Source organism: Salinispora fenicalii, assembly GCF_000514815.1.
GTDB lineage: Bacteria > Actinomycetota > Actinomycetes > Mycobacteriales > Micromonosporaceae > Micromonospora > Micromonospora fenicalii.
On record NZ_AZWQ01000020.1, the window covers coordinates 113910 to 130619 of the forward strand.

General features: G+C 71.3%; 18 protein-coding genes. 11 read left to right on the plus strand and 7 right to left on the minus strand.

Annotated elements, in window-relative coordinates; genetic code table 11:
* Window positions 1-303: 303 nt before the first annotated feature.
* Complete coding sequence (locus tag B116_RS0110555; protein ID WP_027660066.1) at window positions 304-1548, minus strand: multidrug effflux MFS transporter; 1245 nt, start codon at window positions 1546-1548, stop codon at window positions 304-306.
* Between the two features lie 69 nt (window positions 1549-1617).
* Here B116_RS0110555 and B116_RS0110560 point away from each other — a divergent pair, with 69 nt between their 5' ends.
* Window positions 1618-2118, plus strand: a complete 501-nt coding sequence (locus B116_RS0110560; RefSeq protein WP_018722935.1) for a MarR family winged helix-turn-helix transcriptional regulator — start codon at window positions 1618-1620, stop codon at window positions 2116-2118.
* A gap of 8 nt (window positions 2119-2126) precedes the next feature.
* On the opposite strand, the gene B116_RS0110565 is transcribed toward B116_RS0110560, so the two are convergent.
* Together B116_RS0110565 and B116_RS0110570 are read right to left on the minus strand one after the other, a co-directional pair.
* Window positions 2127-2954 carry an MBL fold metallo-hydrolase gene (locus tag B116_RS0110565; RefSeq protein WP_027660067.1) on the minus strand — a complete coding sequence of 276 codons (828 nt, stop codon included), beginning with the start codon at window positions 2952-2954 and terminating at the stop codon, window positions 2127-2129.
* Window positions 2951-3343: a thioesterase family protein gene (locus B116_RS0110570; RefSeq protein ID WP_027660068.1), complete on the minus strand. Its 393-nt coding sequence runs from the start codon at window positions 3341-3343 to the stop codon at window positions 2951-2953. The genes B116_RS0110565 and B116_RS0110570 overlap by 4 nt, the downstream gene beginning before the upstream one ends.
* A 117-nt stretch (window positions 3344-3460) precedes the next feature.
* Between B116_RS0110570 and B116_RS0110575 the strand changes: the two genes are divergently transcribed.
* On the plus strand, window positions 3461-4519 hold the full coding sequence (locus B116_RS0110575) for a phosphatase PAP2 family protein (RefSeq protein WP_155245747.1): 1059 nt from the start codon (window positions 3461-3463) through the stop codon (window positions 4517-4519).
* Between the two features lie 36 nt (window positions 4520-4555).
* On the opposite strand, the gene B116_RS0110580 is transcribed toward B116_RS0110575, so the two are convergent.
* Genes B116_RS0110580 through B116_RS26550 form a run of 3 tightly spaced genes read right to left on the minus strand, consistent with a single transcriptional unit; the run spans window position 4556 to window position 6892 of the window.
* On the minus strand, window positions 4556-6100 hold the full coding sequence (locus B116_RS0110580) for a PH domain-containing protein (RefSeq protein ID WP_033665535.1): 1545 nt from the start codon (window positions 6098-6100) through the stop codon (window positions 4556-4558).
* On the minus strand, window positions 6097-6645 hold the full coding sequence (locus B116_RS0110585; RefSeq protein WP_027660070.1) for a PH domain-containing protein: 549 nt from the start codon (window positions 6643-6645) through the stop codon (window positions 6097-6099). The genes B116_RS0110580 and B116_RS0110585 overlap by 4 nt, the downstream gene beginning before the upstream one ends.
* Before the next feature lie 22 nt (window positions 6646-6667).
* Complete coding sequence (locus tag B116_RS26550) at window positions 6668-6892, minus strand: hypothetical protein (protein ID WP_082312780.1); 225 nt, start codon at window positions 6890-6892, stop codon at window positions 6668-6670.
* Between the two features lie 242 nt (window positions 6893-7134).
* Between B116_RS26550 and B116_RS0110590 the strand changes: the two genes are divergently transcribed.
* The 7 genes from B116_RS0110590 to B116_RS0110625 all read left to right on the plus strand — a co-directional run bounded on the left by B116_RS0110590 (window position 7135) and on the right by B116_RS0110625 (window position 14259).
* Window positions 7135-8235 carry an AAA family ATPase gene (locus B116_RS0110590; RefSeq protein ID WP_018722941.1) on the plus strand — a complete coding sequence of 367 codons (1101 nt, stop codon included), beginning with the start codon at window positions 7135-7137 and terminating at the stop codon, window positions 8233-8235.
* Window positions 8214-9233 carry a DUF58 domain-containing protein gene (locus B116_RS0110595; protein WP_027660071.1) on the plus strand — a complete coding sequence of 340 codons (1020 nt, stop codon included), beginning with the start codon at window positions 8214-8216 and terminating at the stop codon, window positions 9231-9233. Before B116_RS0110590 ends, B116_RS0110595 begins: the two co-directional genes overlap by 22 nt.
* Window positions 9230-10180, plus strand: coding sequence for a VWA domain-containing protein (locus B116_RS0110600; protein WP_027660072.1), 951 nt, complete (start codon window positions 9230-9232; stop codon window positions 10178-10180). Before B116_RS0110595 ends, B116_RS0110600 begins: the two co-directional genes overlap by 4 nt.
* Window positions 10181-10793: 613 nt before the next feature.
* On the plus strand, window positions 10794-11531 hold the full coding sequence (fabG, locus tag B116_RS0110610; protein WP_018722944.1) for a 3-oxoacyl-[acyl-carrier-protein] reductase: 738 nt from the start codon (window positions 10794-10796) through the stop codon (window positions 11529-11531).
* A 14-nt stretch (window positions 11532-11545) separates the two neighbouring features.
* Complete coding sequence (gene fabI, locus B116_RS0110615; RefSeq protein ID WP_018722945.1) at window positions 11546-12313, plus strand: enoyl-ACP reductase FabI; 768 nt, start codon at window positions 11546-11548, stop codon at window positions 12311-12313.
* 102 nt (window positions 12314-12415) lie between these two features.
* Entirely contained in the window at window positions 12416-13447 is a 1032-nt protein-coding gene (locus B116_RS0110620; protein ID WP_018722946.1) for a ferrochelatase, read from the plus strand.
* Complete coding sequence (locus tag B116_RS0110625) at window positions 13396-14259, plus strand: HAD-IIA family hydrolase (protein WP_018722947.1); 864 nt, start codon at window positions 13396-13398, stop codon at window positions 14257-14259. The genes B116_RS0110620 and B116_RS0110625 overlap by 52 nt, the downstream gene beginning before the upstream one ends.
* Before the next feature lie 22 nt (window positions 14260-14281).
* On the opposite strand, the gene B116_RS0110630 is transcribed toward B116_RS0110625, so the two are convergent.
* A complete protein-coding gene (locus tag B116_RS0110630) occupies window positions 14282-15076 on the minus strand; it encodes a hypothetical protein (RefSeq protein ID WP_018722948.1) in 795 nt (264 codons plus the stop codon).
* Window positions 15077-15193: 117 nt separating this feature from the next.
* Here B116_RS0110630 and B116_RS0110635 point away from each other — a divergent pair, with 117 nt between their 5' ends.
* Together B116_RS0110635 and B116_RS0110640 are read left to right on the plus strand one after the other, a co-directional pair.
* A complete protein-coding gene (locus tag B116_RS0110635) occupies window positions 15194-16009 on the plus strand; it encodes a DUF3097 domain-containing protein (RefSeq protein WP_027660073.1) in 816 nt (271 codons plus the stop codon).
* A gap of 226 nt (window positions 16010-16235) precedes the next feature.
* On the plus strand, window positions 16236-16706 hold the full coding sequence (locus B116_RS0110640) for an NfeD family protein (RefSeq protein WP_018722950.1): 471 nt from the start codon (window positions 16236-16238) through the stop codon (window positions 16704-16706).
* Window positions 16707-16710 lie beyond the last annotated feature (4 nt).

Here is a 16710-nt window from a genome sequence, read left to right on the forward strand (position 1 = left end):
CACGCCCTACCACCCCGCGCGGGTGACGGATGCGGGGCGGCACCCAGCCGGCCCGCAGCGACGAGCGGTCACGGTGCAGGCGGCGTGCGCGGGAGTGTCGGGCACGCGAACCTGCGATCGGTCACTGGACCGATGCCCTCGCGTGGATGCCCGAACGGACGATGCGAAAGCCCTGCGTCGTCCGGCGTCGTCATCGCAACACGGTGAAGTGCTCGATCGCAATAGCCAGCAGCCAATGTCCTTTTCAATTGGCGCAGTTCACGGAATCGGTGGCGCGAAATCCGCGTGGCCGTGAGTGGTCGATCAGGGGCGCTGGGGGCGGGCCAGGGTGAGTGCGACGATGAGCGACAGTACGGCGGAGGCCGCGAGCACCGCTGCCATCGGTACGGCGCTGCCTTCCCCGCCCAGTCCGACCAGGGGCGCGGCGAGCGACCCGATCACTGACTGGAGGGCACCCATCAGCGCGGCCGCGGTCCCGGCGTGGTGCGCGTGCCGGTCGAGGGCGAGGGCCGTGCCGTTCGGCATCACCATGCCCAGCGACCCGATGAAGGCCAGTAGCGCGCCTATGAGGAGTAGCTGGCTGGTGGCGATCGCGCCAGCCAGCACGCCAGCGGCGGCCACCGCACTCACCCCGAGGGTGCTGACCAGCAGGGTGCGGGGCGGGAACCGGTCCAGCAGGCGGACGTTGGCCTGCCCGACCGCGACGAAGGCCAACGCGTTGAGGCCGAACAGCAGACCGAATGTGCTCGCCGAGAGGTGAAACACGTCTTGGAAGACGAACGACGAACCGGAGATGTATGCGAACAGCCCGGCGAAGGCGAGCCCCTGGGTCAGCGTGTACCCCAGGTAGACCCGGTCGGTGAAGAGCTCGCGAAGCGACCGGATGGTGCCGTTGAGGCCGTCACGGCTGCGTCGATTCTCGGGCAAGGTCTCGGGCAACCGGGCCGCCACCACGGCGGTGAGCAGTGCGCCGACGACAGCGAGCAGGACGAACAGGGTCCGCCACGATCCGAATCGCAACACCAGGCTGCCGACGGTCGGCGCGGCGATCGGGGCGAGACCGAAGACCAGGGTGAGCCGGGAGAAGTACTTCGCTGCCGCCCGACCCGAGTACAGGTCGCGAACGACGGCACGGGTTACCACGGCGGCCATACCGCCGGCGAAGCCCTGGGCGAACCGCAGGACGGCGAACGTCTGGGCGCTGGGCGCCACGGCGCAGGCCAGGGCGAGCAGGGTGTACGCCGCGAGGCCGATCAGCACCGGGCGGCGCCGGCCCCAGCGGTCGCTGAGCGGGCCGGTGACGAACTGCCCGAGGGCGAGCCCAACCAGGCAGGTGGTGAGGGAGAGCTGAATTTGGGCCTGACTCGCGTCCAGGTCACGGGCCATGGCGGGGAGCGCCGGCAGGTACATGTCGAGGGAGAGCGGGCCGATCGCGGTGATCGCCCCGAGGAGGAGCAGCAGACCGAGCCCGGTACCGATCCCCGCCGGCTGCGGCTGGCCGGCGGGAGTGGTTGTGGCGGGTGCGGTCGGTTGTGCGGTCTGCGTCACTTAGTTCCCCCGGGAGTCGCTTTTCAACCGGGTAAGCTTAGCTCTGTATCCAGAGTTTTTTCAGGTGAGGTGGGTGACACGGTGGCGACCGAGGACGTGACGGCACGGCCGGTGCCGTGCCTCGACCCCGCTTCAACGGCGGCGCTGGGCGCCGTCGTTGGCGACCTGCACCGCCGGCTGCGACGCGCGACGGCCCGGCACGCCAACTGCCTCCCCTTGCCGGAGGCCCAGGTCGAGCTGCTTCTGCTGGTCCGGGCCTACCCGGACATCAGCGTGAAGGATGCCGCCGGCCGCCTACACGCGGCACCCAACACGGTGAGCACCCTCGTGCGGGACCTGGTGGCCGCCGGACTGCTGCACCGCGAGTGCGCTCCGGCTGACCGCCGCACCGCCCGGCTCCGCCTCACCGACGCCGCCCGCGCTCGGATCGCCGACTACGAACAGCAGCGCGCCGCCCTACTCGGCACCGCGGTGTCCCGGCTGTCGCCCGAGGCGCGCGCGGCGGTCGTGGCGGCCACCCCGTACCTGACCTGCCTGGCAGATCTGCTGGACCCGGAGCCTTCTGGTTAACTCCCCACTCAGAGCTCGCCGTTGAGTTCGGCGTAGCCGCGGCGGGTAGCGATCAGCGCGGGACGGGCACCGAAGGGTGCCTCGGCGGCCACCCGTTCCGCTGGCGTCCCACCGGCATGGCCAGCCCGGATCCGCCAGGCCAGGTCGCTGAGCAGGCCGTGCTGGGCGTGCACGAACTCGTGGTCAACCAGGTCGCCGTGTCCCGGTACCACCACGGTGGTCGAGGTCGTCATCCGCAGTAGCTCGGCCACCGCCTCCGGCCACCGCAACGGGTACGAATCCTCGAAGGCCGGCGGGCCGCTCTGCTCCACGAGGTCACCGGCGACGAGTACCTCCGCATCGGGTATGTGCACCACCAGATCCGCGGCGGTATGCGCCCGCCCCAGGTGCCGCAGGATGACCGGGCGGCCACCCACGTCCAGCTCCTCCCGCTCGCCCACCGGATGGGTCGGCGCCAGTACGTCAGTGTTGAGTAGTTCCCCGGCGAGGTGGGGCTGCTCGTCGCGCATCTCCGCGTGCGCTTCCCGGCGCAGCCGGTCCGGGTCGCGTAGGGCGGCGGCGGCGAGCTGGTGCGCGTAGACCGGGCGGGGTGGATCGCCGGCCAGAGTGGCGTTGCCGAAACAGTGGTCGAAGTGGTGGTGCGTGTTCACCAGTACCCACGGGTACGGAGTGACGGCCCGCGCCGCCCGGGCCAACTCCGCCGCCTGGCCGGCCGTGGAGAGGGTGTCCACGAGCAGGGCCGCGCCGTCGCCGACGAGCAGTGTCACGTTGACCTGTAGCAGCGGCTCGCGTAGCACGTGCACCCGGTCGGCGACTTCGACGAAGCGGAGGGTCATGACGACCGCCCGGCCCGCTCGATGAAGCGCTGCCGGTCAACCAGGAGCCGCTCCACCCGCCCCTCGGCGACGGTGGACCCGCCCTCGGTGACGGAGATCGCAAACAGCAGCCGCCGACCGTCGACCTCCGTCAGCCGGGCCCGCGCCACCACGGTCCGCCCGACCGGGGTGGCGGCGCGGTGGTCCAGCTCGATTCGGACGCCCACGGTCGTGGCGCCACCGGGCAACTGGCGGGTGATCGCCGCGACCGTCGCCGCCTCGGCCAGGGCGAGAATTCGTGGCGTGCCCAAGACCGGCACGTCGCCGGAGCCAATGGCCTGGGCGGTGTCGGCATCGGTGACGGTCAGCTCCACCCGGGCGGTCGAGCCCGGGGAGAAGGGCTCCTGCATGGTCACCAGCCTATGCGTCGGATGGCGGGCAGGCCACGCTTGAGCCGAACCGCCCGGATGCGTCCGAAGCGCCTCCTGCGTCCGCTGTTGCGCCGACCGCCGCTAACCTGGACCGCGATGTCTGCTCCAATCGATCCCCAACAGCCTGCCCAAACCGACGCGCCGGTGGTGGCCGACGGCGGGCGCCGTCGCGTGATCACGATGTCGGTGTGGGGCGTCGCCTTCGTCGTCGGCTGGCTCGCCATCGGTCTGCCCACCGATCCGGTCTACGCCTTCGTCTGGATGTGGGCGGCGACCATCGCCTGGAACTCAACCCGGCCATGGCGCAGCCACCTGCGGTTCGCCCGCGACTGGCTGCCGGTGGTGTTGCTGCTCGTGCTCTACAACCTCTCTCGTGGCTTCGCCGACAACGGGGCGACACCGCACGCCTACGAGCTGATCGTCGCCGACCGGGTGATGTTCGGCTGGGCCACCGGTGGCGAAGTCCCCACGGTCTGGCTCCAGCAGCATCTCTACCAGCCCGACGTGCGCTGGTGGGACGTGCTGGTGAGCTGGGTCTACTTCTCCCACTTCGTGGTGGCGCTGGCCGCCGCCGCGGTGCTCTGGATGCGGGACCGCCAGCGGTGGGCGGCGTTCATGCGTCGCTGGGGTTTCCTCTGCGCCAGCGGCCTGGTGACGTACTTCCTCTACCCCGCCGCACCGCCGTGGTGGGCGGCGCAGAACGGGTTGCTGGAGGAGGTGGCCCGGATCTCGACCCGGGGATGGAAGGCCTTCGGGCTGCACGGCGCGGGAAATCTGCTCAACGCCGGTCAGCTCGCGTCGAACCCGGTCGCCGCGATGCCGTCGCTGCACACCGCGTTCGCACTGTTCGTGGTGCTGTTCTTCCTTCGCGCGACGCGGAAGCGGTGGTGGCCGCTGCTCCTCGCGTACCCGCTGGCCATGACCTTCACCCTGGTCTACTCCGGGGAGCACTACGTGATCGACGTCCTGGTCGGCTGGGTGTACGTGGGGATGGCCTTCCTGGCGGTGGGCCTGGCCGAGCGATGGTGGGCGGCCCGACGCGCCCGGCGCGCCCCGGACCGGCCGGTTGAAGCGGCACCGGCCACCGTGGCGCCGGCCGATTCACCATCGGTCGATTCGCCGCCGGCCGATGAGGCGGTGGTAGCGGGCCGCTGATCGGCGCCGGGCCTCGCTGCCGGGGCCAGCTGCGCGCTATTGCCCTCGGCTGGCACGGCGAGCCTCGTGCGCGCGTGCGGTTAGCTCGGCGGCCAGGGCCCACGCCTCGGCGAGCGCTCGGTCGTCGGCGGTGGCCCCGGCGCCGCCGGCGGTGTCCGCATGCACCGTGGCCAGCCCCAACCGCCGCTGCACCGGCCCCTGCACCACTCGTACGCTCTGGATCCGCGCGTACGGCACGACCACGATCTGGCGGGTTAGCAGGCCGGAGCGGACCGCGAACACCCGCTCGTGCAGCCCGGCACCGAGCACCGGCTGACTCAGCGGGTTCAGCCAGCGAGCCCGGGTCGGAGGTGCGGTCAGCGGCAGGTCGTCGAGGCGTACCCCGGGTAGTACCTCGGCAAGGATCGTCTCGGCGACGGGTTGCTGGCCGACAGGGAGGAGCTGGTCTGGTCGGTTACGCCCATCGGCTTCCCCCGTCGAGTAGCCGGCCACCTCCAGCCGCAGCCGCAGCCAGCCCTTCGCCCGCCACAGCAGTGGCCAGGTCGCACCGACCGTCTGTACCCGGTGTAGCGGCACGGTCTGCGCCCGAGTCTCCAGTAGGCCATTGCGGATCCGTAGGTTGTCGGCATCACGCGCCAGCTGGAAGTTCCAGTCGTCGAGCACTCGGCGGATGGGCTGGAGCAGGATTCCGGCCATCGCGGTCAACGTGCTCGCCACTGCGACGAACGACCACGATTCCCCGGAGAGGAACTGCGTCGCCAGGAAGGCCACCCCGAACGGGATCATGAAGGCCTGTGGGGTGAGTAGCTGGCTGACTAACAGGTCGTTGTTCCGGACGGCGTGCAGTGGTCGGCCGGGTGGGCTCGCCTCCGGCCGGACCAGCGGTGTGTCCGGTGCCGGGGCGGCGGTCTCCGGTTGCGGACCGGCCAGGGCAAGTAGCCGCTGTCGCAGGGCGGCGGCCTCCGCCACGCTCAGATAGGCCAGCGGTGCCTCGGTCTTGCCGCCGCCGACCACCTCGAGGCGCAGCTCCGCCAACCCGGTGAGCTGGGCGAGCAACGGCCGGACCACCTCTACCGCCTGGAGCCGTTCCAGCGGGATCGCCCGGATGCGTCGCCAGAGCAGGCCCTCGTACACCCGGAGCTCGCGGTCCACGACGTGATAACCGGTGTTGTACCAGCTGACCACCGCGAGCACGGTGGCGCCGAGCGCCAGCACCACCGCCAGCACCGCGAACCAGCCGACGCCGACGCGGGACAACGTGGACCAAGAGAGCCCAGCGATGACCACGACCAGCGACTTGGCGCCGTGCAGCGCGGGGGAGAGCGGGTGTAGCCGCTGCCGGCGCTCAGTGCCGTGCGGGGGCGCCGGTGGGGTGTGCGGCGGCGGGGGCATGCCGGCCGGCGGATACCAGCCGGGCTGCGGCGGGAGCACGCCGGCCGGTGGGTATCCGCCGGGGTGTGGTGGCGGAGTAGGGGGATATCCGCCAGGGTGCGGTGGCGGGATGGGTGGGTATCCGCCGGGGTGCGGCTCTGGGGCGGGTGGCCGGGTCTCTTCGGGGTCTCGCGCCGCCGGCTCGTTCACAAGCCCTCCGCCCGGTCCCGGCCGAGCGCGGTGAGGCGGTCGCGGAGCCGGGACGCCTCCGCCGGGCGTAGCCCCGGCACTCGCGCGTCGGTGGCCGCCGCCGCCGTGTGCAGTTGAACGGTAGCCAGGTTGAAAGCCCGCTCCAGCGGGCCGGCGCTGACATCTACGAACTGCATCCGTGAGTACGGGACGATGGAGAGCCGGCGCACCAGCAGACCGTGTCGGACCAGGAGGTCATCCTCGCGTTCGGCGTACCCCCACGCGCGTACGGCCCGCACGATGGTGACCGTCCGCAGCGCGGTCAGCAGGAGCACCCCGGCAAGGGCCACCCCGAACGCCCCCAGGCCGCTGACCGCCCACCCCACTGCCAGCCCGGCCAGCACGATGACAATCAGCACGGCCAGCCGCAGCAGCTCAACCCAGATCAGGTCGGTGGAGACGGACTGCCAGCGGACGGTATCCGGCCAGGGCTCCAGCGGACCGGGGGGTGGACCGGTCGGGGGCGGGGCAGCGGGCGGGAGCCCGGCCTGGTCGTCGCCGGTCACCGTGCGGTTCCGTTGTGCGCGCTCACGAGTCGAGAGTAGGCGATTCGGCCGTCGGAACAACCTCGCGGAGGAAGCCCCGGGCGCCGAGGAAGTCACCGAGCGTCACCCGATGCTCGGGGCAGGCGAGCCAGGTCTTACGCCGCGCCGCGTCGTGTAGGCGGGGATTGTTCCACCGCAGCGCCCACTGGGCGGGGGCTGTGCAGCCACGAGCTGAGCAGACCAGGGCGGGGTTTGCGGGGGTCTCCATCTCCGCCAGTCTAAGGTGGCCGGGGAGGAGCTTGAGCGCCGGGCGACCACGGGGGGAGCCGCCCGGCGACGGGTTGAATCGTACACGTCCTGTGCCGATTGCTGTCCACCCCGCTGACGGCGATTTCGGTGGTTCGGACCGCGGGCGTCAGGCGGGGGGTTCGCGCCGCCGCGTACCGCCACCGATCGTGTCAGTCTTGTACCCGCACCACGCCCGAGTACCGATCATGCTGTGGAGGACCGGTGGCCCAGCCGAGCACGCCCGATGCCAGGACCTCCGACGGGTCGACCCCGCCGGACCCGCAGAGCACCCCGGCCGCGGACGCCACCCTGCTGGAACGGGCGCTGTTCGAGGTCAAGCGGGTGATCGTCGGGCAGGACCGGATGGTCGAGCGGATGATCGTCGCCCTACTCGCGCGGGGGCACTGCCTGTTGGAGGGGGTTCCGGGGGTGGCGAAGACGCTCGCCGTGGACACCCTCGCCACGGTCGTCGGCGGGTCCTTCGGTCGGGTGCAGTTCACGCCCGACCTAGTGCCGGCGGACATCATGGGCACCCGGATATACCGGCAGTCGAGCGAGAAGTTCGATGTCGAACTGGGGCCGGTGTTCGTCAACTTTCTGCTCGCCGACGAGATCAACCGGGCACCCGCCAAGGTGCAGTCGGCGCTCCTGGAAGTGATGGGTGAGCGGCAGGTCTCGATCGGCGGCGAGACGCACCCGGTGCCGGATCCGTTCCTCGTGATGGCCACCCAGAACCCGATTGAGCAGGAGGGGGTCTACCCGTTGCCGGAGGCGCAGCGGGACCGCTTCCTCATGAAGATCGTCGTGGGCTACCCGACCGCCGCCGAGGAGCGGGAGATCGTGTACCGGATGGGCGTGGCGCCGCCGGAGCCCAGTTCGGTGTTCACCACCGCCGACCTGGTCGCGCTACAACGCAAGGCGGACCAGGTCTTCGTGCACAATGCCCTGATCGATTACGCGGTCCGGCTGGTGCTGGCCACCCGGAGCCCCGACGAGCACGGCATGCCCGACGTCGCCCAGCACATCCAGTACGGGGCGAGCCCACGAGCCTCGCTCGGCCTGGTCCGTGCCACCCGGGCCTTGGCGTTGTTGCGTGGCCGGGACTACGCGCTACCCCAGGACGTGCAGGACATCGCGCCCGACATCCTGCGGCACCGGTTGGTGCTCAGCTACGACGCGCTCGCCGACGAGGTGCCGGCCGACCACATCGTCGGCCGGGTGCTGGCGACGATCCCACTGCCTTCGGTGGCGCCGCGCCAGCAGGCCACCCCGGCTCCGGCCGTTGTGCCGCCCGGCCTCGGGTGGCCCGGGCAGCAGCCGTGACCCCACCCGCCCGTCGGCCAACCGACGCCGCCGGCCGCGATTCCGATGACTTCACCGCCGGTAAGCGCACCGAGGCCACCTTGGCCCGGCTGCACCTGCTCGTCACCCGCAAGCTCGACGGTCTGCTCCAAGGCGACTACGTTGGTCTGCTGCCCGGTCCGGGCAGTGAGGCGGGAGACTCACGCGAATACCGCCCGGGCGACGACGTTCGGCGGATGGACTGGCCGGTCACGGCGCGTACCACGATGCCGCATGTGCGGCGCACGGTGGCTGACCGGGAGCTGGAGACGTGGCTCGCCGTGGATCTCTCGGCCAGCCTCGACTTCGGCACCGGCCGCTGGCTCAAACGGGACGTGGTGGTGGCCGCCGCCGCGGCGCTGGCTCACCTGACCAGCCGGGGCGGCAACCGGATCGGCGCGGTGATCGGCACCGGGGGCGGGTCGGCCACCGCCGGCCGGGATGCGTCGGCGGCCCGGCCCGGCCGGTTCACCCTGCTACCCGCTCGCTCAGGACGCCGGGAGGTGCAGGCCCTGATCCGGGCCGTCGCCGGCACTGAGATTCGGCCCGGCCGCGGCGACCTCGGCGCCCTGATTGACCGGTTGAACCGGCCGCCGCGGCGACGCGGTGTGGCGGTCATCGTCTCCGACTTCCTGGCCCCACCGGCCCAGTGGGCCCGGCCACTGCGCAAGCTGCGGGTACGCCACGATGTGCTGGCCATCGAGGTACTCGATCCGCGGGAGCTGGAGCTGCCCGACGTGGGCGTACTGCCGGTGGTTGACCCGGAGACCGGCGAACTGCATGAGGTGCGGACCGGCGACCCGCGGCTGCGCCGGCGTTACGCCGAGGCAGCCGCCGCCCAGCGCGCGGAGATCGCCGCGGCGTTACGCGCCGGGGGCGCTGCCCACCTGAGGCTGCGCACTGACCGAGACTGGTTACTGGACATGGTGCGTTTCGTCGCCGCGCAGCGGCACACCCGCACCCGGGGGACGACACGATGATTCGCTTTCTGCAACCGTGGTGGCTCCTGGCCGTGCTGCCGGTCCTCGCCCTCGCTGGGCTGTACGTGTGGCGGCAGCTGCGTCGCCGGGCGTACGCGCTGCGGTTCACGAATGTGGAGCTGCTGCGGACCATCGCGCCGAAGGGCCTCGGGTGGCGTCGGCACGTACCGGCGACCGCGTTCCTCCTCTGCCTGCTGGTGCTCGCCGCGGCGCTGGCCCGGCCGTCGGTCGACACGCGCCAGCCCCTGGAACGGGCCACCGTCATGCTCGCTGTCGACGTCTCCCTGTCCATGCAGGCCGACGACGTGGCCCCGAACCGGCTGGCGGCGGCCCAGGAGGCGGCGCAGCAGTTCATCGCCGAGCTGCCGGCCAGCTACAACCTGGGGCTGGTCTCGTTCGCGAAGGCGGCCAACGTGTTGGTGCCGCCGACCAAGGACCGGCAGGCAGTGGTCACCGCCATCAACGGCTTGGCGCTGGCCGAGTCGACGGCGACCGGGGAGGCGGTCTTCACCTGTCTGGAGGCGATCCGTTCGGTGCCGGCCGACGGCGCGGCGGGGATTCCCCCGGCCCGGATCGTGTTGCTCTCCGACGGCTATCGCACGTCGGGCCGGTCGGTGGAGGAGGCCGCCGCGGCGGCGCAGGCCGCGAACGTGGCGGTCTCCACGATCGCCTTCGGGACCGACGGCGGTCAGGTCGACATCGGTGGCCAACGCCAACGGGTGCCGGTGGACCGGCTCGCCCTGGCGGATCTGGCGGAGACGACCGACGGGTACTTCTACGAGGCGGCCTCGGTGAGCGAGCTGAAGCAGGTCTACCAGGACATGGGCTCGTCGATCGGGTTCCGGACCGAACCGCGCGAGGTCACTCAGTGGTACGCCGGGGTGGCGCTGCTGCTGGCGCTCTGCGCCGGGGCGACCAGTCTGCTGTGGTCATCCCGGATCGTCTGACGCGGACGCCGATGCCGACGACGGCCGGACCGAGCTGGGATTCGGTAGGGGTCAGTGACCGCCGCCGGCGAGGATGAAGAGGACGGCCACCCAGACCGCGGCCAGGGTGAAGCCCAGGGGGGCGACGTAACGGTTCATGGGAATTGGCTCCGGTGGCGACTGGGCGCGGGCGTCGGGGCCCGCGGGAGGGTGGTCAGAACGCGCACACAAAGTCGTGGCCGGCAGCTCCGATCACCCACCCGGTGAGTCCGGCGGTGAGCCGATACCCGGTGGCGAGGGAGCGAGTCTGGTCAGCCGTGCTAACGGCACTCAGCGGGGCTGACGGTTGGCCCGGCCACGACTCGGAGGATCGCTATCTCGCACAGCGATCACCTCCTGCGGTCGGCGGGGCCCAGGGATGCGAGTCGTAAGGCGGGCTCGCAAAACTGCGCCATCGTACACCCTGGTCGGTGCGGCCTCGAAGTGGGCCGGGACGGGGGTGACGGGGACGGGCGGTTGAGGTGGGTATCGCCTTGTCAAGTTGTGGTCGGTGCCGTGGCGCGTTAGCGCTTACCTGCCGGTAACCCCTAGGCTCCGACGCGACGTGGAGATCTTCTGAGCTGAGGGGGGAATCGTGGCCCGCACCGTGCTGGTGACCGGGGGTAACCGCGGTATTGGTCTGGCTATCGCTCAGGCCTTCGTCAAGCAGGGTGACCGGGTGGCGGTGACCTACCGGAGCGGGGCGGCGCCCGGCGCCGACACGGCCGACTCGGAGACCGGCGCCGGTCGTCTCTTCGGCGTTCGCTGCGACGTGACGGATTCGGATTCGGTGGACGCCGCGTTCACCGCCATCGAGGCGGAGCTCGGCCCGGTCGAGGTGCTGGTCGCCAACGCCGGCATCACCGATGACACGCTGCTGCTGCGCATGTCCGAAGACCAGTTCACCGGAGTGCTGGACACCAACCTGACTGGCGCGTTCCGCTGCGCCAAGCGCGCCTCGACCAAGATGCTTCGGGCCCGGTGGGGTCGGATGATCTTCATCTCGTCGGTGGTCGGGCTCTACGGCAGCCCGGGTCAGGTCAACTACGCGGCCAGTAAGGCCGGCCTGGTCGGCGTCGCCCGCTCCATCACGCGGGAACTGGGAAGTCGCAACATCACCGCCAACGTGGTGGCGCCCGGCTACGTCGAGACCGATATGACCGCCGCGCTACCCGAGGACCGCAAGACCGAATACCGCAAGGCCATCCCGGCCGGCCGGTTCGCCGCCACGGACGAGGTGGCCAGCGCCGTCACCTGGCTGGCGGGGGACTCCGCCGGCTACATCAGCGGTGCGGTCATCCCGGTCGACGGTGGCCTCGGTATGGGGCACTGAGAGGAGACATCGATATGTCAGGACTGCTTGCCGGCAAACGGCTGCTGGTCACCGGCGTCATCACCGACGCCTCGATCGCCTTCTCGGTGGCGCGGCTCGCGCAGGAGAACGGCGCCCAGGTGGTGCTCACCGGCTACGGTCGGCTCTCCCTGGTCGAGCGGATCGCCAAGCGGCTACCCGAGCCGGCTCCGGTGATCGAGCTGGACGTGACCAATCGCGAGCACCTCGCCGCGCTCGGCGACCGGGTCCGGGAGCACGTCGATGGCCTCGACGGGATCGTCCACTCCATCGGCTTCGCCCCGCAGAGCTGCCTCGGCGGTGGCTTCCTCGACGCGCCGTGGGAGGACGTCGCGACGGCCGTACACGTCTCGACCTACTCGTACCAGGCCCTCGCCACCGCGGCACTGCCACTGATGGCATCGGGAAGCTCGGTGGTCGGGCTCACCTTCGACGCCACCAAGGCCTGGCCGGTGTACGACTGGATGGGCGTCGCCAAAGCCGGCCTGGAGTCCGCCAGCCGCTACCTGGCGCTGCACTTGGGCCCGAAGGGCATCCGCAGCAACCTGGTCGCGGCCGGGCCGCTGCGTACCGTCGCCGCGAAGTCGATCCCGGGCTTCGAGCAGTTCGAGGATGCCTGGTCGGCGCGGGCGCCGCTGGGCTGGAACCTCACCGACTCCGAGCCGGCCGCCCGGGCCTGTCTGGCGCTGCTCTCCGACTGGTTTCCGGCGACCACCGGCGAGATCGTCCACGTCGATGGCGGCTACCACGCCATCGGCGCCTGATCTGGCCGACGGCCCCTGCGGTCTGCGCAGGGGCCGTCGTATGGTCACCGGGTGACCCGGGGCCGTCGTCTGGTCACCGAGCCGCCGGGGAAGAATGGGGCCATGGCGTACGACGCGGTGGTGCTGGTTTCTTTCGGCGGGCCCGAGCGGCCCGAAGACGTGATGCCGTTCCTACAGAACGTGACCCGGGGCCGGGGCGTGCCGCCGGAGCGGCTGGCCGAGGTCGCCGAGCACTACCAGCACTTCGGCGGGGTGTCGCCGATCAACCAGCAGTGTCGGGAACTGCTCGCCGCGGTTCGGGACGACTTCGCCGCCAACGGTGTTGATCTGCCGATCTACTGGGGCAACCGGAACTGGGACCCGATGCTCACCGACACCGTGGCGCAGATGCGCGACGACGGAATCGAGCGGGCCCTGGCCTTTGTGACCAGCGCCCTCGGGGGATACTCCTCCTGCCGGCAGTACCAGGAGGACATCGCCGCCGCCCGGGCGGCGGTCGGCCCGGACGCCCCAGTGATCGACAAGCTCCGTCAGTTCTGGGACCACCCCGGGTTCGTCGATCCGCACGCCGACGCGGTGCGTACGGCCTTGGCCCAGCTGGACCCGGCGCGGCGGGACAGCACCCGGATCGTCTTCACCGCCCACTCGGTCCCTACCGCCGCGGCGGCCGCGGCCGGCCCGCACGGTGGCCGGTACGAGGCACAGTTGGCAGAGACCGCTCGGCTGGTACACGCCGCCGCCGCCCCGGACCTGGCCTACGACCTGGTGTGGCAGAGCCGCTCCGGGCCCCCGCAGGTATCCTGGCTGGAGCCGGACGTCAACGACCACCTCGCCGAACTGCCCGGGCAGGGGGTCACCGGGGTGGTGATCAGCCCGATCGGGTTCGTCTCCGACCACCTTGAGGTGGTGTGGGATCTGGACACCGAAGCCCGGGAGACCGCCAAGCAGCTCGGTCTGGACTTTGTTCGCGCCGCCACGCCGGGCACCGATCCCCGGTTCGTGGCGATGGTGCGCGAACTGGTCCGGGAGCGTACCGATCCGGCTGGCGCGATGCTGCGCCGGCGCCTCGGCGACCTGCCGATGTGGGACACCTGCCCAACAGCCTGCTGCGTCCCGGCCCACCGCCCCTCCTGACCGCTTCGGCGGCCCGACACCAGGGATCCGAGATGAACGATCGTAAGCCTGTCCAGAGTTGGCTCACCGACATGGACGGGGTGCTGGTGCACGAGGGGCAGCCGGTGCCCGGCGCGCCCGAGTTCATCGCCCGGCTGCGTTCCTCCGGCCGGCCCTTCCTGGTGCTGACCAACAACTCCATCTACACCCCGCGCGACCTACAGGCCCGGTTGGTTCGGATGGGGCTGGACGTGCCGGAGTCCGCGATCTGGTCGTCCGCCTTGGCCACCGCGCAGTTCCTGGCCGATCAGCGGCCGGGCGGCACCGCGTACGTGATCGGTGAAGCCGGGCTGACCACGGCGTTGCACGCGGTCGGCTACGTGCTCAGCGACTTCGCGCCCGACTATGTGGTGTTGGGGGAGACCCGTACCTACAGCTTTGAGGCGATCACCAAGGCGATCCGGCTGATCAACGACGGGGCCCGCTTCATTTGCACGAACCCCGATGTTACCGGCCCGTCGATGGAGGGCGCGCTACCCGCCGCCGGTTCGGTCGCCGCGATGGTGTCGAAGGCAACGGGCGTGGAACCGTACTTCGTCGGGAAGCCGAACCCGATGATGATGCGGTCGGCGTTGAACACGATTGACGCGCACTCCGAGTCAACGGCCATGATTGGCGACCGGATGGACACCGACATTCTCTGTGGGCTGGAGGCGGGGCTGGAGACGATCTTGGTGCTCACCGGCATCAGCAGCCGGACCGAGGCCGAGCGCTACCCGTACCGGCCGTCGCGGATCGTCAACTCGGTGGCCGACCTGATCGACGAGATCTGAGGGCCGGCCCGTCGCCGACTGGCTACGGGCGCAGGGGGGCGTTGCAGGCGGCGGCCAGTGCCTGCCGGCAGGCACTGGTCAATGGGCGCAGCGCCGCGTCGCGCTGCTGGGCCTCGTAGTTGTTGACCGCGCCCCCCGGCGCGGCCTGCCCGGCCAGGGCGAGCACCCGATCCAGCACGGCGGCGCGGGCGAAGAGCCGGCGGGCGCGGGGGTCGAAGCCAGGGGGCAGGTCGGTGGTGCCGTCGGGGCGGCGCAGCGCCTCCAGCGCTCCGGCCAGCTCCGGCCGCCACTGGGCCACATCGAGCCGGGTCAGCGTGGCGGTGGTTTCGGCGAGGGCGGCGGTCAGCTCCGCCTCGGCCTCCGCCGCCCCGGGGAGGGTGAGCGATGCGGCCGGCGCGTCGGCCGGCAGCGGGTAGATCCGCCACAGCACGGTCTCGAAGACGTCCCCGGAGCCGGAGGTGTGCGTGCGCAGGTGTGGGACCAAGCCGAGCGAACCGGCGACCACCCCTTCGCCGGCGAGCAGAGCGGCACCGGCGAAGTCACCCGGGCCGGGCAGCCCGCGTGGGTCGCCGGGCGCGGGCAGCACCAAGCGGATCACGTCGGGCGAGAGCTTGGCGAGCGTGGGCAGCGCCTCGGGCAGGGCGATATCGGTCCAGGTCCCGGGTGCGTCGGCGACCAGATGCTCCTCGTCGCCGGCGATGGCGTCGGCGACCTCGTCGAACGGCACCAGCCCGGCACGCCACGCGCGCACCCAGGCAACGAACCGGCTGGACCGGCGTGGCGCGAGGGTGACCGCGCCCGCTGCGGGGGTGGACATGCCGAAAGGGTACGTCCTCCCGCCCACCTCTGTCTCGGCTGCCGCCCCAGCCGTCCCGCACCCCCGACCGGCGTGCCGGGTCGGACGTGGGGGCCCGATGGGGCTAGCTTGATCGGCATGGCGGGGCGTTACGACCATGACGTGTTGGCGGGGGACTGGCGGCGGCGCCGGGTCACCCCGGAGGTGGCCGCGGAGCTCGACCTGGTGGTCGAGGACGCCGACTCGGGGTTCTGCGGCGCAGTGGTCGGGTTTGAGACCGGCGCGGTGGTGCTCGAGGATCGGCACCGACGGCGGCGTACCTTTCCCCTGCTGCCGGCGGCGTTCCTGCTTGATGGCGAGCTGGTGACGCTGCGCCGCCCCTCCCGTCCGACGGTGCCGGCCGCTCGGCGGCGGACCGCCTCCGGCTCGATCGCTGTCGACAACGTCCGCGCCCAGGTGGCGAAGGCGAGCCGGATCTGGGTGGAGGGGGTGCACGACGCCGCGTTGGTGGAGCGGATCTGGGGCGACGACCTGCGCGTCGAGGGGGTGGTGGTGGAGCCGCTGGACGGGATCGACGACCTCGACGCCCGGGTACGCGATTTCGCCCCCGGCCCGGGCCGGCGGCTTGGTGTACTTGTTGATCACCTCGTCCCCGGTTCGAAGGAGAGTCGGGTGGTGGCCCGGGTGACCTCGCCGCACGTGCTGGTGACCGGGCATCCCTACGTGGACGTGTGGCAGGCGGTCCGACCGGCCGTACTGAACATCTCGGCCTGGCCGGTGGTGCCGCCCGGGCAGCCCTGGAAAGAGGGGGTCTGTGCGGCGCTCGGTGTGGCCGAACCCGCCGAGTTGTGGCGGCGGATCCTGTCCCGGGTGAACTCTTTCGCCGATGTCGAGACGCCGTTGATCAACTCAATGGAGCGGTTGATCGATTTCGTCACCGAACCGGTGAGCTGAGCCTGACGGTGAGCTGAGCCCGTTGGCGAGCTGAGCCCGGGCGGGCTTGCCGAAGTTCGGTGGGTGTCCCGGCTGACCCCGTTCGGATTAGCGGACCCGACCGGGGACGCGCGTGCGAGCCATTGCCACCGGGCTCGCGATCAGGGCCATCCCGCCGGCTACCGCGGGCTGGCGCCGGTGAGATGGCGATTCGATGACACGTGCACCGGCGTGTCACGATCGTGGTGTGGACGCGGTGCTGTGGATTGTCGTCGGGGTGGTACTCGCCGTCGCCGAGATCTTTACGACGACGTTGTTCCTCATCATGTTTGCGGTCGGGGCGTTCGCGGCTGCGGGTGCGGCGGCGCTCGGGGCGCCCGTGGAGATCCAGGCGGTCGTCTTCGCCGTGGTCTCGGCGCTGACCGTGCTGGGTGCCCGCCCGGCGTTGCGACGTCGGATTACCCTCACCTCGACTGAGGATTCAGCGTTCGGTGTCGGCGCGATCGAGGGGAGCACGGCCCTCGTGCTGGAGCGAGTCGACGCCGACCGCGGCCTCGTGAAGATTGACGGCGAGCTGTGGCAGGCCCGTTCCTACGACGCGACCCAGGTGTTCGCGCCGGGGGAGCGGGTGCAGGTGATCCAGGTGCGCGGCGCCACCGCGCAGGTGTGGCGGGATGATGTTTCCCGGCCCGGCGAGCTACCTGAGACGAAAAGGTGAGTAG